Here is a 22,844-nt window from a genome sequence, read left to right on the forward strand (position 1 = left end):
GGAATAGCTTATGCCCGGTTGGCCAGCCACTGGCCGCCCGCTGGCCGGGCCCCGGCTACGCGCCGAGCAGCTCCGCATCGTCCTTCAGGCCCACCCCGGACAGCCCGAGCCGCAGCGCCTCGCGCAGCAAAAAAAACAGCTTGTCGGCGGCGGCCGCGTAGCCCAGGCCTTCGGGGCGGATGTTCGACACGCAGTTGCGGGCCTCGTCGGTGAGGCCCGGCCGGGGCCCGTGGGTGAAATAGGCCCCCAGGCTGTCGGGCGCGCTCAGGCCCGGCCGCTCGCCGATGAGCACCAGCACCAGCCGGGCCCCCAGCAGCTGGCCGGCCTCGTCGCCGAGGGCCACGCGGGCCTGCTCGGCCAGCACCAGGGGCCCCACCCGCAGGCCCGCGGCTGCAAGCCGCGGCAGCAGCAGGCGCAGCAGCGGCGCGGCGTGGGCGTTGACGGCCGCCGCCGAGAGCCCGTCGGCCAGCACCACGGCCGCGTCGCAGGGGCCCTGGCCGGCCAGTACCTGGCGCGATTCCGCGGCCAGCTGCCGGCCCCAATCGGGGCGCTGTAGGTATTGCGGGCGGTTTTCGGCCCGGCTGTGCACGGCCAGCACGGGCAGCCCCAGGGCGGGCAGCTCGGCCAGGAGCCGGTCGGTTTCCAGGGCCGAGTACACCGCGTCGCGGGCGTGGGCGTGGGCCAGCCGGAAGGCCAGCGCCGCCCGTAGCGGCTCGCTGGTGCCGGTGCGGCCCAGGGCGATGCGGGCGGCGGTGAAGGCTTGCAGCCCGGCCCAGGGGTCGGGGGCCGGGCCGTCGGCGGCGGGCAAAGGGGCAGGCGATTCGGACACGGGCGCGGGATTCAAATTGTCGCCGTAAAAATATCGGCGGGCCACTCGTTTTCTATGGGCCGGAGCTTCGCCCCAAAAAGCGTATTCATTGGTGAAGGCCGTGGCCGAGAGAAAAGGCTTCCCAGCGCTGCGGGCAGGCGGGGGGCGGGGCGGCCCGCGCCGCGCCTACCCCCCGCCTGCCCGCAGCGCCGCCGGCAGCTGCCCCAGCAGCTGGGCGGCCGCGGCGGGCAGCTGCCGGCCCTGGGCGTCGAAAATGCCCTGCCCGCGCAGCCAGGCCTCGAACTCGGGGGCCGGGCGCAGGCCCAGCACGCGGCGCAGGTACAGGGCGTCGTGGAACGAGGTGGACTGGTAGCCGAGCATGATGTCGTCGGCCCCGGGCACGCCCATAATGAAATTGCAGCCGGCCACGCCCAGCAGCGTGAGCAGCGTGTCGGTGTCGTCCTGGTCGGCCTCGGCGTGGTTGGTGTAGCACACGTCCACGCCCATGGGCAGGCCCAGCAGCTTGCCACAAAAATGGTCTTCCAGCGCCGCGCGGATGATTTGCTTGCCGTCGTAGAGGTACTCGGGGCCGATGAAGCCCACCACCGAGTTCACCAGCAGCGGCCGGAAGCGCCGGGCCACGGCGTAGGCCCGGGCCTCGCAGGTTTGCTGGTCCAGGCCGTGGTGGGCGTTGGCGGAGAGGGCGCTGCCCTGCCCGGTTTCGAAGTACATCACGTCCTGGCCCACGGTGCCCCGGTTCAATGCCAGCGTGGCCTCCCAGGCTTCCTGCAACAGGGCCAGGCGGATGCCGAAGCTGGCGTTGGCGGCCTCCGTGCCGGCAATGGACTGGAAGGTGAGGTCCACCGGGGCCCCCTGTTCGATGAGCTGCAAGGCGGTGGTGACGTGGCACAGCACGCACGACTGCGTGGGGATGGCGTACTGCTCCCGCACCGCGTCGAGCATGTGCAGCAAGTTGCGCACGGCCCGGGGGTTGTCGGTGGCCGGGTTGATGCCGATAACGGCGTCGCCGCTGCCGTAGAGCAGGCCGTCCACGAGGCTGGCGGCGATGCCGCGGGGGTCGTCGGTGGGGTGGTTGGGCTGCAGGCGCGTGGCCAGGCGGCCGCGCAGGCCCAGCGTGTTGCGGAAGCGCGTGACGACCGCCACGCGGCGGGCCACGGCAATCAGCTCCTGGTTGCGCAGCAGCTTGCTCACGGCGGCCACCATTTCGGGCGTCAGGCCGGGGGCCAGCGCGGCCAGGGCCCCCGCGTCGGCTGCGTCCGACACCAGCCAGTCGCGCAGCTGCCCCACGGTGAAGTGGCCCACGGGCGCAAACGCCGCCGCGTCGTGGGTGTCGATGATGAGCCGCGTCACCTCGTCCTGCTCATAAGGCACCAGGGCCTCGTGCAGGAAGTTGCGCAGCGGCACGTCGGCCAGCGCGTACTGGGCGGCCACGCGCTCCTCGTAGGTGGCGGCGGCCACGCCGGCCAGCGCGTCGCCCGCGCGCGGCGGCGAGGCCCGCGCCAGCAGCGTTTTCAAATCGTCGCACACGTAGGTGCGCTGGCGGACGGTGTGGCGGTACATTTTATTAGCTGTTAGCTGCTGGCTGTTAGCTGTTAGCCTCGGCCTTGGGTACAACGATTATTTTTCTGTTTGCACGGCGAACGGGTTGTGCCAGTCGTACAAAACGGCGGCATTTTGCACATACAGCCGCAGAAATTTCGCCAATGAGGTCGATATTATTTTAAATTCGTTACCGCTGGCCACGATTCCAATCCGGTAGCCGTTGCCGTTGGCATCCGGGATGAAACCGTACCGCCAACTGGTTTCCCTGTAATCCACGAATACAGTTACGCAGGCCCATTCCGATGATGCGGCGTCGTTCGATATTACCAACCATTCTTTGCCATCGGAACGCAATTCCGGCAAAGACAAAAAATAGAAGCCGTTCGCGTCCACCCCTATTGTGTTAGAAGCGGGCGTAACCATGCCGTTTGTCGCGCAATAAAATTGCACAAAGTCGGGCGGCAAGGTCGCCCCATTACCGCGTGCGTTATCGTCGTGGCACGCAACGGCCGGCAGACACGCTAAAGATTGCACGGCCGACAACGGCAACGGCTGAAAAACGATTGACTGGCGCTGCCAGAACTGCGCCAGCGCCCCCAGTGCTTCCGATAAATCGGTGTTGAAACGCGGGTTGCCGCCCCGGTGCCGCCCCAGCCCCCGAAACAGCGCCAGCACCGCCCCCAGCCCCGCCAGAAAAACCCCGCTCAGCACCGGGTTGAAGTACACCAGGGCCCCCAGGCTGAGCAGGCACAGGGCCAGGGCCAGCAGCGGCACGGCCGGGTAGCCGGGCACGGCGAAGGGCCGCACCAAATCCGGCTGGCGGCGGCGCAGGGCAAACAGGCTGGCCAGGCTCGCCACGTACATCACCAGGGCCCCCAGCACGGCGAGGACGATGACCTGGTCGGTGGTGCCGGTGAGCAGGGCCGCCCCGCCCACGGCCGCGCCCGCCAGCAGGGCCCAGTGCGGCGTCTGGCGGCCGTTGAGGCGGGCCAGGAAGCCGGGCAGGTAGCCGGCCCGGGCCAGGGCGAACACCTGCCGCGAGTAGCCAATAATGGTGCCGTGCAGCGAAGCCACCAGCCCAAACAGGCCGATGCTGGCAAAAAACCGCGCCCAGCGGCTGCCCGGGCCCAGCGCCAGGCCCAGGGCCGCGGGCAAGGGGTAGTCGAGGCGGGCCAGCTGCCGCCAGTCGCCCAGGCCGGCGGTGAGCACGGCCACGCCCAGGGCCAGGGCCACCAGCGTGCCCAGGCCGTAGCCGTAGCCCCGCGGGATGGTGCGCCAGGGGTCGCGCACTTCCTCGGCCACCATCGCCACGCCTTCGATGGCCAGGTAAAACCAGATGGCGAAGGGCAGCGCCGCCAGCACGCCCCCCGCCCGCAGCGGCACCGGGTGGGCCAGGAAGTTGGCCGCCCGGAAGTGCGGGGCCACCAGGCCCAGGTAGAGCAGCAGCTCGGCCACGGCCAGGCCCGTCACGACCAGCGAAAACGTGGCCGATTCCCGGATGCCGAGCAGGTTGATGAGCGTGAAGGCCGCGTAGCACGCCAGGGCCGTGGCCAGCACCGGCAGGGCGGGCACCAGAAAATGCGCGTAGCTGCCCAGCGCGAAGGCAATGGCCGGCGGCGTGAACAGGAACTCGACCAGCGTGGCGTAGCCGGCCACCACGCCCCCCACCGGCCCGAACGCGGCCTGCGCGTACACGAACGGCCCGCCCGCCTGCGGCAGGGCCGTGGTCAGCTCGGTGAAGCTGAAGATGAACGCGACGTAGAGCACCGTGACGAGCCCCGTGGCCACCAAAAAGCCCACCGGCCCGGCCGCCGCCCAGCCGTAGTTCCAGCCGAAGTACTCGCCCGAGATGACCAGGCCCACGGCCAGGGCCCAGAGGTGCAGCGGCGTCAGGGCTTTTTGGAGGCCGGGGGCGGCGGGGGCGGGCGGGGGCATCGGGCGGCGGCAAGGGGTTCGCGCCCTCAAGATAGGGCCCCGGGCGGCCCGGGGCCCCGCATCGTCCGGCTGGCGGCCGCCCCGCTTCCCGCTACGGGTACAGGCCGCTGCGCTGGGCCCGGTGGAAGCCCCAGCCGTTGTCGGCCGTCATTTCCATCTCCAGCAGCACCTGCTTGCTGGCGTAGTCCACCTCGATGATTTTGCCGCCGTTGCCGGCCGCGTTGGGCACGCTGTAGCCGGGGCAAAACAGCAGGTGGTTGGTGGCCGGCAGGTACTGCACCCGCGACACGATGGCCGAGTACGTGGCGTCGCCGCGCTCCTTGCCGTACTCCCACACCTGGCGCACGGTGCGGTTCACCGGGTCCAGGCGGTACTCCACGGCCCGGCTGTAGTGGCTGGGGGCGTTGCGGATAAAGTTGCGGTTGGTGCCGTTGTCGAAGAGCAGCAGGTCGCCGTTGGGCAGCAGGGCGATGGAGTGCTGGTACCAGTTCCACTCAAAGTCGGGGTGGTTCGCGCGGCCCGCCGCCACGTCGGGGTCAAGAATCGGTTGGCCGGCCGCGTCGAGCGGCGCGAGCAGGTACGGGTTCAGGTCCTGGCCGCGCGCGTCGTGGGTCCAGCCCAGGTGCGGGGCCAGGATCCACTTCACCTGGTTGTCGTAGGTGAGCTTGACCACGCCCTGGTAGCGCCCCGACACGATGATGGTGTTGTCAGACGGGTCGTAGAGCAGCGCGTTGACGTGCAGCCAGTCCACGGGGTCGGCTTCCAGGGCCGTGCGGTTTTCGTCGAGCGACTGCTTCAGGTCCCACTCCTGCACCACGCGGTTGGCGTGGCGGTCCACCTCCACCACGTAGTCTTCCACCGTGCCCCCGCCGCCGGGGTGGGTGCTGCCGGTCTTGCTCACCGACACCAGGAAGTTGCCGTCCGGCTTCTCGTACACCTCGTGGTGGAACACGTAGCCCGGCAAGTCCCAGCGCGTGACCACCGTGCCGAAGGCGTCCACCTCGAAGAGCTTGCTGGAATTAATGTCGCCGAAGTAGAAGTTGCCGTTTTGCAGCCGCTTGATGCCGCAGTCGTAGGACAGCTTTTGTAGCTCGGGGTTGGTGGCGTTGGCCGCGTAGTTCAGCAGCCAGCGGATGTCGCCGTAGTTGTCGATGATCAGCGGCACCTCGGGGTTCATGGCGCTGAAGTTGCTCACCAGCGCAAACTGGCCGTCCAGCGGCTGGCCCGCGTTGGCCGTCACGTTGATGCTGGTGGGCATGTTGGGCGGCAGGGGCCCCGTGCGGACGACGAGCGTAGTGTCGGCCAGCAGCCGGCCGGTGGCGTCCAGCTGCTGCAATTCCACGAGGTTGGCGTAGTCGGCGTACAGGCCCAGCACCGGCACGACGTGGCTGGTGCCCCGGTCGCTGAACTGCTGCACCACGTCCGAATCGGCCCCGTGCTTGCCGTGCACCACCAGCTTCGTCACGGCCGCCACGGGGTAGGTGAACGTGACGCGGGCCGCCAGCGGCGCGAAGCCCGTGGGGTCGAGCACCACGGCCCCCGGGGCCAGCGCCAGGTGGGGGCCCGTGCCGGGCAGCGCGGCCGGCACCACGGGGTCCGACACGTCTTTTTGGCAGCCCGCCAGGGCGGCCGCGGCCAGGGCCGCGCAAAGCAAACGAAGGTGCATACGGGGGCAGAAATCAGAATAAAATGCTCGTTTAGAGCCATTCAGGGCCGAAAAAGTTTAAGCCCACCACGCAACTAGTTGGTAAAACTCCGCCAGTGCAAAGCCCTAGTTTCTCACAATCAAGCGCTTAATTTTTGTTGGGCCGCCCGCCTTTTTTTGCGGGCATGAAGGGCCCCTGAAAAAAGCATGAAGGCCGCCTGAAAAAAGTGGGCTTTTGCGCTGGAGTGGACCATGAATCGGCGCTTTCCTCGCCCCTGCCCGTCGTGCGCGGCGGCCCGCCGCCCGGGCCCCGGCTGAACCGGCCCGGGGCACCGCGCCGGCAGCGCCCAAACGCTGCCCATCGTTTGCCCCGAATGCCCGCGGAGCGGCCCGACGGCCCCGGACCGGCCGGCCCGCATTGCCCGCGCCGGGCCTATTTTGCGCCCGCGCTCCCATGCGCCCCCGCCCGATGGCCGCCCCCCTCCCGCCCGACCCCGCCCGCTTCGCCGCCGCCCTCGCTGCCTTCGACGCCGCCAACGCCGAAGACCCCAACCCGGACGCCGACGCCACCGGCCGCGCCTGGCCCAAGGAGGTGCTGTACGCCGCCCGCATGAGCGCCTGCCTGGCCCGCGTGGCCCCCGACGCCCCCGAGGCCGTGCAGCTGGCCGCCCGCTGCCAGCACATCCGCCGCTGGGCCATCCCGCGCACCGACTTTCCGCTGGACCGCCCCGGCTACCACCAGTGGCGCAACACCCTCAAAAAGTACCACGCCGAGCTGGCCGGCCAGCTCCTGGCCCAGGTCGGCTACGGCCCCGAAACCATCACCCGCGTGCAGCAGCTGGTGCAAAAGCTGCGCCTTAAGGACGACCCCGACGTGCAGCTACTAGAAGACGTAATCTGCCTGGTCTTCCTCGAATACTATTTCCTGCCCTTCGCCGCCCAGCACCCCGAGGAAAAAGTCATCGACATCGTGCAGAAAACCTGGCCCAAAATGACGGCCCGCGGCCACGCCCTGGCCCTGCAGCTGCCCTTCACGCCCGAGGCCCTGGCGCTGGTGGGCAAAGCACTGGCTTAGGTTAGGGATGAGGGATATAGGGATGAGGGATGTGTACAGACACCACTTTCTCATCCCTCATCCTTACATCCTTCATCCCTCCTCCTTACATTCCCCTATTTCGCGGCCCACGCCCACCACGTCGCCGATGAAAATGATGGCCGGGTAGGTGATGCCGTGGGCTTCCACCAGCGCCGGCAGGTCCTGCACGCGGCCGATGGCCACCTTGCGCTGCGGCAGCGAGGCGTGCTGCACCACGGCGGCGGGCGTGTGGCCCCGGCCCATCTCGACGTACGTGGCGGCGATTTCGGCCACTTTTTTCAGGCCCATGTAGATGACCACCGTGGAATTGCTTTGCATGGCCAGGCGCAGGTCGGCCGAGAGGGCACCGTCCTTTTTGGTGCCCGTCAGCAGCCAGATGCCCTCGCTCACCACGCGGTGCGTGAGGGGGATGTCCTCGAAGCCCACGGCCTGCATGCTCGAAATGCCCGGCACGTAGTGCGCCGCGATGCCGTGGCTGCGGGCAAACAGCATCTCCTCGAAGCCCCGCCCGAAAATGAACGGGTCGCCGCCCTTCAGGCGCACCACCCGGCCGTGGGCCAGCGCTTTTTCGCGAATTAGCCCGTGGATGACTTCCTGGGGCGTGTACTCGCCGTAGGGCTTTTTGCCCACGTAGATGCACTCGCAGGCCACCGGCGCGAGGGCCAGCAGGTCCTGGTTGGCGAGGTTGTCGTAGAGCACGACGGCCGCCGTTTGCAGCACCTTGTAGGCCTTGAGGGTCAGCAGCTCGGGGTCGCCGGGGCCCGCGCCCACCACGAATAATTCGGGAATGATAGTTGCCATAATCGTCTGGTAGGCAATTAGCTGGCGGCCGGGGGCTCGTCCGTGGGTTTGGGTGCCTGGGGGCCCCAGCGGGCGGCGGCCAGCACCCCGGTGGCCAGCAGGGCCCCCACGGCCAGCGCCCGCCAGCGCCGGGTGGCGGGGGCCACGTAGCCGGGCCCGCCGGCCAGGCCAGCCGTTACGGCGTCCAGGGCCTTCACCTTGGCGGCGAAGTCGCCGGCCAGCTGCTTGCGGATGGCGGGCATCTTTTGCAGCACGTCGTCCAGCTCGTCGGGCAGGGCCTGCTCCAGCACGGCCCGCAGGCGCTTGGCCACCGTGGGCGACTGCCCGTTGGTGGACACGGCCACCTTCAGGGCCCCCTTCTGCACCACCGACGAGAGGTAGAAGTCGCAGAGCGGCGGCGTGTCGGCCACGTTCACCAGCAGGCGAAGGGCGTGGGCGGCGGCCACCACGCGCCGGTGCAGGGCCGGGTCGTCGGTGGCACAAAACACGAGGTCGGCCCCTTCCAGAAAAGTATCGGCGTAGGGCCCCACGTGCAGCCGCACGGCCGGGTGGCGGGCCGCCAGGGCCCGCAGCGCCGGCAAAAATGTGAGGCTGACCACCGTGACGGCCGTGGCCGGGCTGCTGCGCAGGATGGCGGCGAGCTTTTCGAGGCCCACGTTGCCGCCGCCCACCAGCAGCACCCGCAGGGTTTCGAGCTTAATGAAAACGGGAAAAAGGGGGTTTTGAACGGGCATGGCGGGAAGCAAAAGGTACGGGGGCCCCGCGGCCGGCGCACCGGGCCGCGGGGGTTTTAGAAATGGGGCGGCCCGGCCGCTACGGGGCCACCAGCCACTCGCCCGGCGACGCGCGCACGGCCGCGAAATCGGCGGCCGGCGCGTCGCAGGTGGGGCAGCGGTAGCCCACCAGCGCGGCCCACGGCGTGCCGGGCGCCACGCCCTGCGCCGGCTCGCCGAGGGCCGCCTCGTACACCGTGCGGCAGTGGCGGCACTGGTGCAGCGGCGGCGGGCCGGCCGGCGCGGCGGGGGGGGCGGGCGCTTCTTCGAGCACCGGGGCGGGCAGCGAGGCGGCCTCCTGCTGCGCGTAGAACTGGTCGCAGAGCTGCGCCAGGTACCAGGGCAGGTTCTCGCGGCTCACCTGCTGGCGGAAGCTCACCAGGTCCTTGCTGTTGGGGTTGAAGTCGCGGGTGTGCAGCAGCTCGTACCGCTCGCCGTGCAGGCCGGTCTGGGCGAGGCCGTCGGCCTGGCTCCGCACCACGATGGAGCCGAAGAGGCCGGTTTTGGGCCGGGTCTTGATGGCGAAGCACAGCTGGTAGGTGCGCAGGTCTTCCTCGTTGAAGTAGCGCACCAGCTCGTGCTTCAGGGCCAGGCCGGCGGGGCAGTCGTCCTCCACCTGCCAGTTCAGCTCGTTGGCGGCGTGGCGCACGTTCACGCGGTGGCGGCGCAGCACGGCGTCCCACCGGGGCCGGTCGGCCGGGTCGATGCCTTTGACGATGAGCGACTTCCAGCTGGTGGTGCACAGCTGGCCGAGGCGCGTTTGCAGGCACAGCCGGCCCACGTCGCGCAAAAAAGCCAGGGCAAACCGCTCGTCGCGCCGGTAGATGCCCAGCCACAGCTTGCCGCCGTAGCGGTTGAAGCCCTCGTAGTAGGGCAGCGTGAAGGGCGGCAGCGCCAGCGGCGCGGCGATGGCCTGCAGGCCGAAAGGCTGGGCGGCGTTCACCAGGCCGTAGAGCAGGGCCCCGTCGGCGGCCGGCTGGTCGTAGAACTGCTCGCGGTGGGCAAAAACGACCCGCTCCACGGCGCTGCTCAGCCCCGGAATGTCTTCCGAGTACACCAGCGACGGCCAGCAGTAGAGCGCGTTGTGCCGGGGAAAGCGCACGTACAGGTACCAGTAGTTGGGCGTGTCGGAGGCGATGAAGTTCAGGTTGCCCGTGAAAAACGGCACGAAGGTCTGCCCTTTGTCCACGAGGTTAATTTTCAGCCGCGGCCGGTAGTCGAACAAGTCCAGCACGTCCTTGTACACGCCCTCGCGCAGCCAGGCCATGCTGTGGAACACGTCCTCCACCACGTAGGAGCTGCTGATGTTGGGGTACGCCTCGGCATCGACTTCGTGCGCGAAGCCGGCCGCCGCCAGCGCTTGCACTAGGTCGTCCAGCCGCTCGGCCTCTACCGGCACCAGCAGCTGCTGCCGGTGGCCGATGTGCAGGTACTCTGCCCCGGCCGCCGCGGCTGCTTCGGCGATGGCGAGCAGGTCGCCGGCCGGCACAATGCCGCCGGGCAGGTTGATGCGGATGGTGTGCATGGGGGCGGGCCGCCCCGCTCGGCCCCCGGGGGCGCGGGCGGTGGGCCAGGACGGGCAAGTAAGTAAGTATTTAGCAATCGGCGGCTACGGGCGGGGGCGCTAGGCCACCACCAGGGCCTGCTCCAGGATGCGCTGCACCTCGGGCCGGCACGAGCCGCACCCCGTGCCGGCCCCCGTGGCGGCGCCCAGCGCCTTGAGTGAGCCGCAGCCGGCCGCCACGGCCTGGCGCAGGTTGTCGGCCCCCACGCCGTTGCAGCTGCACACCAGCGGGCCGAGCACCGGCACGGGCGGGCTGCCGCCGCGCAGCAGCTGCAGGCGCTTGTCGCCCAGCTCGGTCTTGTTCACAATCAGCTCGCGGAACTCGCGGAACTCGTGTTTGTCGCCGATGAGGATGGCCCCCACCAGGCGGCCCTGGTGCACGACGCATTTTTTGTAGGAGCGCTTGGCCTTGTCCACGAACACAATCTCTTCGTAATCCGTGGCGTTGGGGGCCTCGGGCAGGCCGATGCTGCACAGGTCGAAGCCGTGAATCTTGATGATGTTCACGAACGTGCTGCCCGGGTAGCGGCTGGCCACGTCGCCGCCCAGGTAGCGGGCCAGCACGGCCGCCTGCTGCTCGGCCGCCGCCGTGATGCCGTAGAGCACGCCCCCAAACTCAGCAATTTCGCCCAGCGCGAACACGTCGGGGTCGCTGGTTTGCAGGTGCGCGTCCACCACCACGCCGCGCTTGCAGGCCAGGCCGCAGTCGCGGGCCAGCTCCAGGTTGGGCGTGGTGCCCACGGCCAGAATCAGGGCGTCGCAGGCGAGGCGGCGGCCGCTTTTCAGGCCCACCCCGGTCAGGCGCTCGCGGCCGTAGAACAGCTCCACCTCGTCGTTGAAGTACAGCTCGCAGCCCTGGTTCTCCATTTCCTCGCGCAGCAGCTGGCTGCCCAGCGCGTCGAGCTGCCGGTCGAGGAAGCGCGAGGTGCGGTGGATGACCGTGACCCGCGTGCCCCCCTCGCGCAGCGAGGCGGCCATTTCAAGGCCCAGCAGGCCCCCGCCCACCACCACCACGTGGGCCCCGCCGGCGGGCAGGTGCGCCCGGAACTCGTCGGCGTCGGTGCGGCTCCGCATCGAGAAGATGCCCGGCAGCTTGGGCACCTGGCGCGGCACCGCCGCCCGGCTGCCCGTGGCCAGGATGAGCACGTCGTAGGCCGTGCGCTCGCCGCGCGAGTCGAGCACGTACTTTTCGGCCCGGTGCACTTCCTCCACGCTCACGCCGCGCCGCAGGTCGAGGCGGTAGGCGGCCTCCTCGGCCGCCTGCATCTTCACCAGCTGCGCCCACTCCTGCTGCCCGCTGATGTAGTCGGGCAGCATCACGCGGTTGTAGAAGGGAAAGTTTTCCTTGCTGAAGATAATCAGCTCGTCGTCCGGGTTGATTTCGCGGTACGCCTTCACGAAGCCAAACGCCCCGGCCCCCGCCCCCACCAGCACGATGCGGCGCTTGGGCGGGCAGTACTTGGCCACCTGCACGGCGCAGAACTTAAAGTCGGGCTCCTTGGACACGGGGTCCACCGCGTCGGAGGTCAGGTTGTTGGCCCGGTTCAGGTCCGAGCCCAGCAGCTTGCCCCAGTGAATGGGCAAAAACACCACCCCCGGCCGGATGCCCGCCGAGAGCCGCGCCGCCACCCGCACCTCGCCCCGGCGCGAGGCCACCCGCACCAGCCCGCCCTCGGCCACGCCCAGCGCCGCCGCGTCGCGGGGGTGGATTTCCAGGTACGCCCGCGGGCTGTGCTGGTTGAGCTTGCTCACCTTGCCCGTCCGGGTCATGGTGTGCCACTGGTCGCGGATGCGCCCGTTGGTGAGGATGAACGGGAACTCGTCGTCGGGCGCTTCGCTGCGAAACGCGGCGGGCGGCGCGTGCAGCACCGCCTTTTTGCTGGGGGTGTGGAACTGCCGGTCGGTGAAGAGCCGCGCCGTGTCGGGCGCGGCCTGCCCGGCGCGGTAGGGCCACTGCACCGAGCCGCGCTCCTTCAAAATGCTGTAAGTAAGCCCGCTGATGTCGATGCTGGTGCCCGCCGTCAGGCGGGCGTGCTCGAGGTAGATGGCCTCGGCGTTGGCAAAGTCGAAGCCCGGGAACCCCATCGCCCGGGCGAAGCGGCAGATGATTTCGCTGTCGGGCAGGGCCTCGCCGGGCGGGGCCGTCGCCCGCGCCAGGTGGCCGATGCGCCGCTCCGAGTTGGTCATGGTGCCTTCCTTCTCGGCCCAGCCGGCGGCGGGCAGCACCACGTCGGCGTAGGCCAGCGCCTCGGACCGGTTGCTGACCTCCTGCACCACCACGAACCGGGCCTTGGCCAGGGCGGCCTCGGCCTGCCGGGCGTTGGGCAGGCTGGTGACCGGGTTGGTGCACAAAATCCAGATGGCCTTCAGCCGGCCGTCTTCCAGGGCCTCGAACATCTCGGTGGCGGTGTAGCCCGGCGTAGCGGCCAGCGGCCCGCTGCCCCAGAACTGCTGCACCTCGGCCCGGTGCGCGGGGTTGGCCAGGGTGCGGTGCGCGGGCAGCAGGTTGCTCAGGCCGCCCACCTCGCGCCCGCCCATGGCGTTGGGCTGCCCCGTGAGCGAAAAGGGCCCCGCGCCGGGCTTGCCGATCTGGCCCGTCAGCAGGTGCAGGTTCAGCAGGCACAGGTTTTTGTCGACCCCCACGGCGCTTTGGTTCAGCCCCATCGTCCACATCGATAGGAAAGCCTTGGCCGAGCCGATGTAGTGGGCCGCCAGGCGGATGTCCTCCTCCGGCACGCCGCACAGGGCGGCGGCCTCGGCCAGCGGGCGGGCCAGCACCAGGGCGCGGTAGGCTTCGTAGCCCTCGGCGTGGTGGGCCAAAAAATCCGCGTCCACGTCGCCGTTCTCAATCAACACGCGGGCCAGGGCTTGCAGCAGCACCACGTCGGTGCCCGGAATGAGCTGCAGGTGCAGGTCGGCCAGGGCGCAGGTATCGGTGGCGCGGGGGTCGATGACGATGAGCTTGGCGGCGGGGTGCGCGGCTTTGCGGGCCTCCACGCGCCGCCACAAAATGGGGTGGCACCAGGCGGGGTTGGCCCCGGCCACCAGGAAGCAGTCGGCCAGCGCCGCGTCGTCGTAGCAGCCCGGCACGCTGTCCTCGCCCAGGGCCATTTTGTAGCCCACCACCGCGCTGCTCATGCACAGGCGCGAGTTGGTGTCGATGTTGTTGCTCCCGATGAAGCCCTTGATGAGCTTGTTGATGACGTAGTACTCCTCCGTCAGGCACTGCCCCGAGGCGTAGAACGCCACCGAGTCGGGCCCGTACTTGGCGATGAACGTTTGGAACACCGCCGCCGTGCGCTGCAAGGCCTCGTCCCAGCCCACGCGCTGCAAGGGCCGGCCCTTGCTGTAGCGCATCTGCGGGTACAGCAGCCGGTCGCTGCGGTCGTTCACGGTGTACTGCAGGTTCAGGCCCTTGCTGCACAGGGCCCCCAGGTTCACGGGGTAGTCGGGGTTGCCCACCACCGCCACGTCGCCGTTGGGCAACGGCTCGACCAGCACGCCGCAGCCCACGCCGCAGTAGCAGCAGATGGAGGGGAGCGCAGGGGTTTTGGTGGACATCGGTTCGGTTATGGGTTGTGGGTTATGGGTTATGGGTTATGGGTTATGGGTTATGGGTTATGAGTTATGAGTTATGAGTTGTGGGCAGGCGGGAATCGAAGGTGGAAAATGTGGGCAAGCGCTCGGTTTAACCATCCCAGCCCATAACTCATAACCCATAGCTAAAAACTACGCCAGGGCCACGGCCGGGGCTCCGGCTTCCGCTTCGGCCCCCTGCGCCACCAGGCGCACCAGCAGCACCAGGCCGCCCACGGCGGCTACCCCGCAGCCAATGTACAGGAAGGCCGTGCTGTAGGTGATGTCTTTCGACTTGAAGAGGAAGCCCACCAGCATGGCCCCCAGGTTGCCGCCCGCGCCCACGATGCCGCTCACGCTGCCGATGGCCTGCCGGTTCACGAAGGGCACGATGGAGTAGGTGCAGCCGTTGGCCATTTTCAGGAACAGGGCAAACCCCAGCATGGCCGCGATGGCCAGCGCCAGGCTCGGGGCCAGCGAGAAAAAGCCGATGCCGATGCCTTCGAGCACCAGCATCCCGCTCAGCAGCAGCCACTTCCCTTTCAGGCCGTGGGTGCGGCCGGTGCGGTCGGCCACGATGCCGCCCAGGGCCCGGGCGAAGAGGTTCATGCCCCCGAAGGTGCCGGCCAGCAGGCCCGCCGTGACCAGCGACGCCCCGTAGTGGTCCACGAAGTAAACGGCGGCCACGTTGTCCACCGTGATTTCGATGCCGAAGCAGGCCCCGTAGGCCAGCGCCAGCAGCCAGGTGCGGTAGTCGCGCAGGGCCAGCAGGAAGGTGCCCTTGGGCTTGGCGGCCGCCGTGCGCTGAATGTCGGCGTAGTTGCCGCGGGGCGTGTCCTCGGTGTAGCGGTAGTAGAGCACGGCCATCACCAGCAGCAGCACGCCGGGCACCACCATGGCGTAGCGCCACGAGTCGGCCTTGGTGGCCCAGCCCAGGGCCACGAAGCCGGCGGCCACCAGCGGCATCAGCATGTTGGCGATGCCGCCGCCCAGGTTGCCCCAGCCGCCGGTCACGGCGTTGGCCGTGCCCACCACGTTGGGCGCGAACATCATGGAGGTGTGGAACTGCGTGATGACAAACCCGGCCCCGATGATGCCAATGGCCAGCCGGAACAGCAGGAAGCTTTCGTAGCTGTGGCTCAGGCCAATGAACATCACCGGCAGCGCCCCCGCCACCAGCAGCCCGGTGTAGGCCAGGCGCGGCCCGATGGTGTCGCAGAGCTTGCCCATGAGCAGCCGCGCCAGGATGGTGGCCGACACCGAGGCAATGACGATGTTGCCAATCTGCCCCTTGTCGAGATGCAGCTGCTCGCGCACCAGCGGCATGAGCGGCGCGATGCCGAACCACCCGAAGAAGCACATGAAAAACGTGAGCCACGTGAGGTGAAACGTGCGCATCTGCACACCGGCAGCGGCAAAGATGTTGAGCCGGGTCAGGGGCTGTTGGGCGGTAGCGGTGGCGTCCATAAGCAGTTGGTTTGTTGATGGTTATTGTAAAACGGAGTGGTACTCCGTTAATCGTTGGGCATTTGCAACTCGCAACGGGGGGCCGCCGGGGCTGTTCAACCCGTAACGGAATGCCACTCCGTTTTACCGCTCAGGCCCAGCCGATGTACACGTCGTCGCCTTCCACCTTGACGGGGTAGGTCTGGATGGCGCACTCGTCGCCGTTCAGGCACGCGCCCGTGAGCAGCGAAAAGGTGCGCTTGTGGAACGGGCAGGCCACTTTGGGCTCGCAGGCCTCGCCGGCGCTGCCGATCATGCCCCGGGCCAGGGCCATCTGCTGCTTGTGGGGGCACAGGTTCTGGGTGGCGTACCACTCGCCGCGCCGGGCGAAGTTGAAGATGGCCACCTGCTCGCCCTTCACCAGGGCGCAGGCCCCGCCGTCGGCGGGGATGTCGGTGGTTTTGCACACGGGCAGCCAGGTCACGGCGGTTGCAGCTTCCATAAGGGGTTGGTTGATTGATTGTATTGTGCCCGTAGAGGCGCTGTGCCCGTAGAGACGCGACACTTCGCGTCTCCATCGCTGCCCGGTGCCAGCCGCAACGGTTACCGTTCAGCGGCCAGACGCGAGGTGTCGCGTCTCTACCGCGCCGGGGGCCCTATCCTACCACTCCGCCACCTTCTTCTGGCCGCGCATGGTTTCGAACTTCATCGTCGGGTCTTTCACCTTCGGCGCGTTCACGAAGTGGGTGAACTGCTTGCGCAGCTCGGGGTTGTCCACCACTTCCTTCCACTCGCAGAAGTAGTTTTTGATGAGCAGCGCGATTTCGCCCTCCAAATCGGCGCAGATGCCGAGGCTGTCGTTGACGATTACGTTGCGCAGGTAGGCAATGCCGCCGTCCATCTTGTTGAGCCACACGGCGGTGCGCGTCAGCGGGTCGGCGGTTTTGATGTAGAACATCAGGAAGCGGTCGAGGTAGCGCACCACCGTTTCCTGGTCGATGTCGCCGGCCAGCAGCTGGGCGTGTTGGGGCTTGGCCCCGCCGTTGCCGCACACGTACAGGTTCCAGCCCTTCTCGGTGGCGATGACGCCGAAGTCCTTGGCCTGCGCCTCGGCGCACTCGCGCACGCAGCCGCTCACGCCGCTTTTCAGCTTGTGGGGCGAGCGGATGCCCTTGTAGCGGTTCTCCAGCTCGATGGCAAACGTCACGCTGTCGTGCAGGCCGTAGCGGCACCAGGTGCTGCCCACGCAGCTTTTGATGGTGCGCAGGCTCTTGCCGTAGGCGTGCCCGCTCTCGAAGCCCTCGTTAATCAGCTCCTCCCAGATGTCGGGCAAGTCGCTCACGTGGGCCCCGAACATGTCGATGCGCTGGCCGCCCGTGATTTTGGTGTACAGGTTGTACTTCTCGGCGATGCGCCCAATGGCCATCAGCTGCCGGGGCGACACCTCGCCGCCGGCCATGCGCGGCATCACCGAGTAGGAGCCGCCCTTCTGGATGTTGGCCAGGTAGCGGTCGTTGGTGTCCTGAATCACGTTCTGCTTCACAATCAGGTCGTTCCAGAGCCCGGCCAGGATGCTGCCCACCGCCGGCTTGCAGGTTTCGCAGCCGTCGCCGCTGCCGAAGCGGTTCAGGGCCGTGTCGTAGGTGCGGATGTCGTTGATTTTCAGCAGGTCGAACAGCTCCTGGCGCGAGTAGTCGAAGTGCTCGCACAGCACGTTTTTGATGTAGGCCCCCTGCGCCATCAGCGTGCCGTTGATGAGGTCCTTCACCATCGGCACGCAGCCGCCGCAGCCCGTGCCGGCCTTGTTGCACTTCTTCATGCCGTCCACGGTGGTCACGCTCAGCTCGGCCACGGCGGCGCAGATGGCCCCCTTGGTCACGGCCTCGCACGAGCAAATCAGGGCCTCGTCGGGCAGGTTCAGCACGTTGGCGCCGCTATCGCTGCCCTCGCCGCCCCGGGCCCCCAGGATGAGGTCTTCGGGGTGGGGCGGCAGCACGAGCTTGTTGTTGACGGTTTGCAGCAGCATGCTGTAGGCCTCGGCGTCGCCGATGAGCACGCCGCCGAGCAGGTACTTGCCGTCGGGGCTGAGGTTGATGCGCTTGTAGATGCCGCTGTGCGCGTCCTCGAACACGATGCTGCGGCTGTGCGGCTCGGCGATGAAGGGGTCGCCGAAGCTGGCCACGTCCACGCCAATCAGCTTGAGCTTGCTGCTCATGTCGAAGCCGGTGAAGGCCCGGGCCCCTTGCAACAGCTGGCTGGCCACCACCTCGGCCATGTCGTAGCCGGGGGCCACGAGGCCGTAAATCATGCCCCCGTGCAGGGCGCACTCGCCGATGGCGAAGATGCGCGGGTCGCTGGTTTGCATCTGGTCGTTGACGGTGATGCCGCCGCGCAGGCCCACCTCCAGGCCGGCCAGCCGGGCCAGCTCGTCGCGGGGCCGGATGCCGGCCGAAATCACCAGCATGTCCACGGGCAGGATGGAGCCGTCGCCGAAGTGCAGCGCGTCGATGCGGCCGTTGCCGCCGATGCTGGCCGTGGCCTTGCTGAGGTGAATTTTCAGGCCCAGGGCCTCCAGCTTGCTTTGCAGCATGGCGCTGCCAGCGGCGTCGATCTGCCGGGGCATCAGGCGCGGGGCAAATTCGATGACGTGGGTTTCGGCCACGCCCAGGTCGAGCAGGGCCTTGGCGGCCTCCAGGCCCAGCAGGCCCCCGCCCAGCACGGCCCCCACGCGGGCCGTGGCCGCGGCGGCCTTGATTTCTTCCAGGTCTTCGATGGTGCGGTACACCGCCACCCCCTGCTTTTCCACGCCCGGGATGTCGGGCACGAAGGCCGACGAGCCGGTGGCCAGCACCAGGTAGTCGTAGGACTGCACCAGGCCGCCGCGCGAGTGCACCGTCTGGCTGGCGCGGTCAATTTCCTGCACCGCGTCGCCCAGGTGCAGCGCGATGCCGTGGTCGTGGTACCACTGCTGGGGGGCCATCAGCAGGTCGTCGGCGGTTTTGCCGCCGAAGTACTCGCTCAGGTGCACCCGGTCGTAGGCCACGCGGGGCTCCTCACCGAAAACAACAAGGTTGAAGGCGGTCGATTTGGCGAGGAGCTTCTCGCAAAATTTGTAGCCGACCATGCCGTTGCCGATGACAACGACGGTGGGGAGTTGCTGCGCTGCCATGCTGACCGGGATAGGTAGGGGTGTGTAATAGGCGGACGGGGTGGGTGGGATGGGACGGGCCAGCCAGCCGGAGCAGCCGGGCCTGGGAAGAATGGCAACAAAGCCCAGTGCCCCCTATTAATTTGGGGTGCATGCAGGCTGCGCATTGCAAATCTAATCGATTACCCCTTTCATAAAAAGGGGTAATCGATAAATAAGTCAATAATTTTTCAGAATATGCCTATAATTCTAAACCCCTCCCCTATGGAATACCCGCGTGCGCAACCGCCGGCCAGCGGGCGAACCGGCGCGGCAAGGGATTCCCGTTTTTTCTCGCAGAAGCAGCACCAGGGCGGTTGCAGGGCCCATTTGCGTGGAGTAGAGGCTGGCCTCCGCCCGTCGTTGACCGGCTGGCGGGGCCCCGTGCCGCGACGGGCGCGGGCCAGCCCCGCCCCTGCGCACACCTGCACACCCGTACACCAGCCCTTGCAGCCGTGGTGCCCTCCCGGTGCCTGGTGGCGTGACCGGGCCCCGGCGGGTCCATCGACCTGGGCCGGCGCGGCCGGCCGCGCTAAAAGCGGGCGATGGCCCGCAGGTTCACCAGGCGCTGCGAGAGGTAGTTGGGCACGGCGTAGGTGGCCCCGTTCACGTCCTGCAAGTAGCTGTAGCCGGCCACGTTGTTGGCCCCCAGTACGTTGAGAATTTCCAGGGCCAGCCACAGGCTTTGCAGCGAGTAGCGGTGCGGGGCCGGGCCGCTGCGCACCGCCACGATTTTGGAAAAGCCCAAATCGACGCGCAGGTAGTTGGTTTCGAGGATGTCGAGGCCGCGCAGGTCGGGCAGGTTGGGCGGACTGAACGGCAGGCCGGTGCCGAACACGGCGTTCACGTAGCCGCGCACCGAGGGGTTGTCGGGCAGGTGGTCCTGGAAAAACACGCCCACCGTCACGCGCTGGTCCTGGGGCCGGCGGATGTAGCCCTTGGCCTCGCGGGTGACGACGGCCGGCTGGGTGGCGGTGGCGGGCGTCGTCACCCGGTTCACCGAGTCGCCGTCCACGTTTTCGCGCGTCGTAAGCACGCCCAGGCTGAACCACGATTCGGCCCCCTTCACGAACTCGCCGCTGAGGCGGGCGTCGAAGCCGGCGGCGTAGGCCCGGGCGTTGTTTTGGGCGAAGTAGCGCAGCCGCACGTTGTCCACGTCGTAGGGCACCACGTCGGTGAGGTACTTGTAATACGCTTCGGTGGTGAGCTTGAACGGCCGGCCGCCCCAGTTGTAGGCCGCCTCCCGGCCCACCACCAAATGGTACGAGCGCTGGGCCCGCAGCTCGGGGTTCAGCACGCCCTGCTGGTTGCGCAGCTCGCGGTAGAACGGCGGCTGGGCGTACGCGCCGAGGCCCACTTTGAAGGTGCGGTTGGGGTGGCGGCGGCTGATTTGCGAATACTGCGCCCGCGGGCTCACCACAAGCTGGCCGTTGGTGGTCCAGTAGTGGGCCCGCAGGCCGTAGGTGAGCGTGCGCAGCGAATCGATGGCCCAGGTGTCCTGCACGTAGCCCTGGGTGCGGGTGCTGACGAGCGCCAAATCGGTGCGCAGGCGGGTGCGCCGGGCATCGGGCACGTAGTCGGCCGAGTCGGCGAAGGTGTACTCGTCGAGGACGTCGCTGATGCTTTCGCGGCCGATTTTGGCCCCGGCGCGCACGGTGTGGCGCAGGCCGGGCGTCCAGCGGGTGCGGGCCTCGGCCGTGTACACGCGGGCCGTGAGGCCGTTGCGGGCGTGCTGGAACTGCGAGCCCACGTCGCGCTGCCGCACCGCCTGGTTGAAATCGGGCGAGGTGGGGTCGCGGTTCACGTCGGCCAGGCGGTAGGCCGCCTCCACGTCGCGGTACTCGAACTCGCGCGAGACCAGGGCCGAGCCCAGCAGCTCGCCCTGCCAGTTACTGGTGAAGCGGTGCTTCAGGCTGAGGCCCCCCTGGTAGGTGTCGTACTGCATCCGCTCGCGCCCGTCGTAGGCGATGAACACCCGCGTGAACTGGTTGGTGTTGGTCGAGAACGTGGCCTGGCCGGTTTCGGGCGTGAAGCGGTAGTCGTTGTGGGCCACCACGCCCAGCAGGCCCAGGGTGGTGCGCTGGAGGTCGTCTTTGGGGCCCAGCCCGACGTTCACAAAGGCCTGGGCGTCGTAAAACGTGGGGTTGTAGCCGCCCTGCGCTTCTTTCAGCGAGGACAGCACGTACTGGGCGTTCTTGTAGCGCACGCCGGCCAGGTAGCTCACCCGGCCGTTCTTGGAGCGGGCCTCGGCGTGGGCCGCGCCGCCCACCAGGCTGGCGGTGAGCGAGGCCGCGAACTGCGCGGGCTCCTTATACGTCACGTCGAGCACCGACGAAAGCTTGTCGCCGTACTTGGGCTGCCAGCCGCCGGCGCTGAAATCGACGCTCCGCACCAGGTCGGGGTTGATGAAGCTGAGCCCCTCCTGCTGCGCCGCCGTGACGAGGAACGGCCGGTACACCTCGAAGCCGTTCACGTACACCAGGTTCTCGTCGTAGTTGCCGCCGCGCACGTTGTAGGTGCTGCTCAGCTCGTTGTTGCTCACCACGCCGGGGAGCGTCTTCAGAATGGCGTTAAAATCGCCGAACGGCGAGGGCAGCGTTTTCACGTCGCGCGGGTCGATTTGCGTCAGGCTCACCTGCTCGCGGGTGTCGGCCCCGGCGCGGCCGCCGCGCACCGTCACGTCGCCCAGGGCCTGCGCGTCGGGGCGCAGGGTGAAGGCCAGCGGATGGGCCGCATCCGCGGGCAGCACCAGGGCCCGGCGCAGCGGCAGGTAGCCCAGGCGGCGCAGCACCAGCACGGCCGCCTCGCCCCGCCCCGTGGCCCGGATAACCAGCGAAAACTGCCCCCGGGCCGTGGTGGTCGTGCCGCCGGGCTGGCCCAGCACGCTCACCGTCACCAGCTCCAGGGGCTGGCCGGCCGCGTCGCGCACCGTGCCGCTGAGCGTGAGGGTGCCCGCCGCGGGGGCCCCGGCGGCCGGCACCTCCTGGGCCCGTCCGGCCACCGGGGCCCCCAGCAGCGCGGCGGCCAGCGCCAGCCCGGCCAGCAGCGGCCGCATCCGGCAATTGAAAAACCCTGACAAGTACACGTGCGGCAAGTAGAAACGGAAAAAGTTATGTTGGCAGTAACGACGCGGGGCCCCGGCTATTGCCGACCGCGGCCGGCCGGGCCCTCGGCCAGAGCTTCGTCGAGTTGGGCCCGCAGGGCAGCCAGGGTGGCCACGGGCCCCTCGGGGGCCGAGAACACGAAGTTGCCGGCCACCAGCACGTCGGCCCCGGCCTGCACCAGGGCCCCGGCGTTGCCGGCGTTCACGCCGCCGTCCACCTCAATCAGGGCGTCGGAGCCGGTGTCGAGCAGCAGCTCTTTCAGGGCCGCGATTTTGGCCAGCGTGTGCGGGATGAACGCCTGGCCCCCGAAGCCGGGGTTGACGGACATGACCAGCACCACGTCGAGGTCGGCGGCGATGTCGGCGAGCACGGCCACGGGCGTGGCCGGGTTCAGGGCCACGCCGGCGCGGCAGCCCAGCTGCTTGATTTGCTGCACCACACGGTGCAGGTGGGGGCAGGCCTCGTGGTGCACGGTGAGGCCGGCGGCCCCCGCGTCGCGGAACGCGGCCAGGTAGTTTTGCGGGTCCTCAATCATCAAATGCACGTCGATGGGCTGCTGGGCGTAGCGGGCCACGGCTTGCAGCACGGGCAGGCCGAAGGAGATGTTGGGCACGAAGCGGCCGTCCATCACGTCGAAGTGCAGCCAGTCGGCGGCGCTGGTGGCCAGGCGCTCGGTTTCGGCTTGCAGGTTGGCCAAATCGGCGGCCAGGAACGAAGGGGCCAGCAACGGGGCGCGGCGCGGGTGCATCATGCCGGCAAAGGTAGCGGCCCGGCGCTGGGCTGGCGCGCGGGTGAACCGAACCGGCCGGGCCCGGTTTTCCGTACTTTGTAGGCGGCTGAGCCCCGGGGCCCGGCCGCTGCTTTTTTATCCCCGCTACTTTTCTCTGCGCATGAAAACCCTCGTTTTAGGAGCCACCGACAACCCCGACCGCTACGCCTACCGCGCCGTGCACGCCCTCCAAACCCACGGCCACGAGGTGGTGCCCGTCGGCATCCGCCGGGGCAAGGTGGCCGGCCTGCCCATCCGCACCGACCGCCCCCAGGAAGCCGGCATCGACACCGTGACGCTCTACGTGGGGCCCCAAAATCAGCCCGGCTGGTACGATTATATTTTGAGTTTGAAGCCCCGCCGCATCCTCTTCAACCCCGGCACCGAAAACCCCGAGCTGGAAGTACTGGCGCAGCAGCAAGGGATTCAGACGGAGGAGGCCTGCACGCTGGTGCTGCTCTCGATTGGGCAGTATTAAATTTAGGTAGTGGCTTAAAGCAGGGTGATTTCCAAATTATGCTGGTCAATAGCAATTTTAATTCGGTTATAATGGCTCGCGCGGCACTTGCTGAACGAG

Annotated in this window: 15 protein-coding genes; 2 read left to right on the forward strand and 13 right to left on the reverse strand. The window is 68.4% G+C overall.

The window, feature by feature from the left end; genetic code table 11:
- Positions 1–55 precede the first annotated feature (55 nt).
- From eutC to HNP98_RS19970, 4 genes are all read right to left on the reverse strand, one after another.
- A complete protein-coding gene (gene eutC, locus HNP98_RS19955; protein WP_317171160.1) occupies positions 56–829 on the reverse strand; it encodes an ethanolamine ammonia-lyase subunit EutC in 774 nt (257 codons plus the stop codon).
- A 165-nt stretch (positions 830–994) separates the two neighbouring features.
- A complete protein-coding gene (locus HNP98_RS19960; RefSeq protein ID WP_173811948.1) occupies positions 995–2,389 on the reverse strand; it encodes an ethanolamine ammonia-lyase subunit EutB in 1,395 nt (464 codons plus the stop codon).
- A 57-nt stretch (positions 2,390–2,446) separates the two neighbouring features.
- Entirely contained in the window at positions 2,447–4,306 is a 1,860-nt protein-coding gene (gene eat, locus HNP98_RS19965; RefSeq protein WP_173811949.1) for an ethanolamine permease, read from the reverse strand.
- 91 nt (positions 4,307–4,397) lie between these two features.
- Complete coding sequence (locus tag HNP98_RS19970) at positions 4,398–5,972, reverse strand: aryl-sulfate sulfotransferase (RefSeq protein ID WP_173811950.1); 1,575 nt, start codon at positions 5,970–5,972, stop codon at positions 4,398–4,400.
- Positions 5,973–6,405: 433 nt separating this feature from the next.
- On the opposite strand from HNP98_RS19970, the gene HNP98_RS19975 reads away from it, so the two are divergent.
- Complete coding sequence (locus HNP98_RS19975) at positions 6,406–7,026, forward strand: DUF4202 domain-containing protein (protein ID WP_246275245.1); 621 nt, start codon at positions 6,406–6,408, stop codon at positions 7,024–7,026.
- Positions 7,027–7,098: 72 nt separating this feature from the next.
- Here the strand turns inward: HNP98_RS19975 and cobA are convergent, their stop codons facing one another.
- The 9 genes from cobA to rpe form a co-directional block, all read right to left on the reverse strand.
- Positions 7,099–7,848 carry a uroporphyrinogen-III C-methyltransferase gene (gene cobA, locus HNP98_RS19980; protein ID WP_173811951.1) on the reverse strand — a complete coding sequence of 250 codons (750 nt, stop codon included), beginning with the start codon at positions 7,846–7,848 and terminating at the stop codon, positions 7,099–7,101.
- Between the two features lie 17 nt (positions 7,849–7,865).
- Positions 7,866–8,582, reverse strand: coding sequence for a precorrin-2 dehydrogenase/sirohydrochlorin ferrochelatase family protein (locus HNP98_RS19985; RefSeq protein ID WP_173811952.1), 717 nt, complete (start codon positions 8,580–8,582; stop codon positions 7,866–7,868).
- A gap of 79 nt (positions 8,583–8,661) precedes the next feature.
- Positions 8,662–10,146: a rubredoxin domain-containing protein gene (locus HNP98_RS19990; protein ID WP_173811953.1), complete on the reverse strand. Its 1,485-nt coding sequence runs from the start codon at positions 10,144–10,146 to the stop codon at positions 8,662–8,664.
- Positions 10,147–10,245: 99 nt separating this feature from the next.
- Positions 10,246–13,746: a nitrate reductase gene (locus HNP98_RS19995; protein WP_173811954.1), complete on the reverse strand. Its 3,501-nt coding sequence runs from the start codon at positions 13,744–13,746 to the stop codon at positions 10,246–10,248.
- 168 nt (positions 13,747–13,914) lie between these two features.
- The gene (locus tag HNP98_RS20000) at positions 13,915–15,228 is read right to left on the reverse strand and encodes an MFS transporter (protein WP_173811955.1); all 1,314 of its coding nucleotides are present in this window, start codon (positions 15,226–15,228) and stop codon (positions 13,915–13,917) included.
- A 130-nt stretch (positions 15,229–15,358) separates the two neighbouring features.
- Complete coding sequence (gene nirD / locus HNP98_RS20005) at positions 15,359–15,709, reverse strand: nitrite reductase small subunit NirD (RefSeq protein WP_173811956.1); 351 nt, start codon at positions 15,707–15,709, stop codon at positions 15,359–15,361.
- A gap of 159 nt (positions 15,710–15,868) precedes the next feature.
- Positions 15,869–18,376 (reverse strand): nitrite reductase large subunit NirB, encoded by a 2,508-nt coding sequence (gene nirB, locus HNP98_RS20010; RefSeq protein WP_173811957.1) that lies wholly within the window; start codon positions 18,374–18,376, stop codon positions 15,869–15,871.
- 550 nt (positions 18,377–18,926) lie between these two features.
- Positions 18,927–21,449 carry a carboxypeptidase regulatory-like domain-containing protein gene (locus tag HNP98_RS20015; protein WP_173811958.1) on the reverse strand — a complete coding sequence of 841 codons (2,523 nt, stop codon included), beginning with the start codon at positions 21,447–21,449 and terminating at the stop codon, positions 18,927–18,929.
- An 86-nt stretch (positions 21,450–21,535) separates the two neighbouring features.
- A complete protein-coding gene (rpe, locus tag HNP98_RS20020) occupies positions 21,536–22,249 on the reverse strand; it encodes a ribulose-phosphate 3-epimerase (RefSeq protein WP_380267736.1) in 714 nt (237 codons plus the stop codon).
- 139 nt (positions 22,250–22,388) lie between these two features.
- Here rpe and HNP98_RS20025 point away from each other — a divergent pair, with 139 nt between their 5' ends.
- Positions 22,389–22,745: a CoA-binding protein gene (locus tag HNP98_RS20025; protein ID WP_173811959.1), complete on the forward strand. Its 357-nt coding sequence runs from the start codon at positions 22,389–22,391 to the stop codon at positions 22,743–22,745.
- Positions 22,746–22,844 lie beyond the last annotated feature (99 nt).

The sequence above is a fragment of the Hymenobacter caeli genome (assembly GCF_013294115.1).
GTDB lineage: Bacteria > Bacteroidota > Bacteroidia > Cytophagales > Hymenobacteraceae > Hymenobacter > Hymenobacter caeli.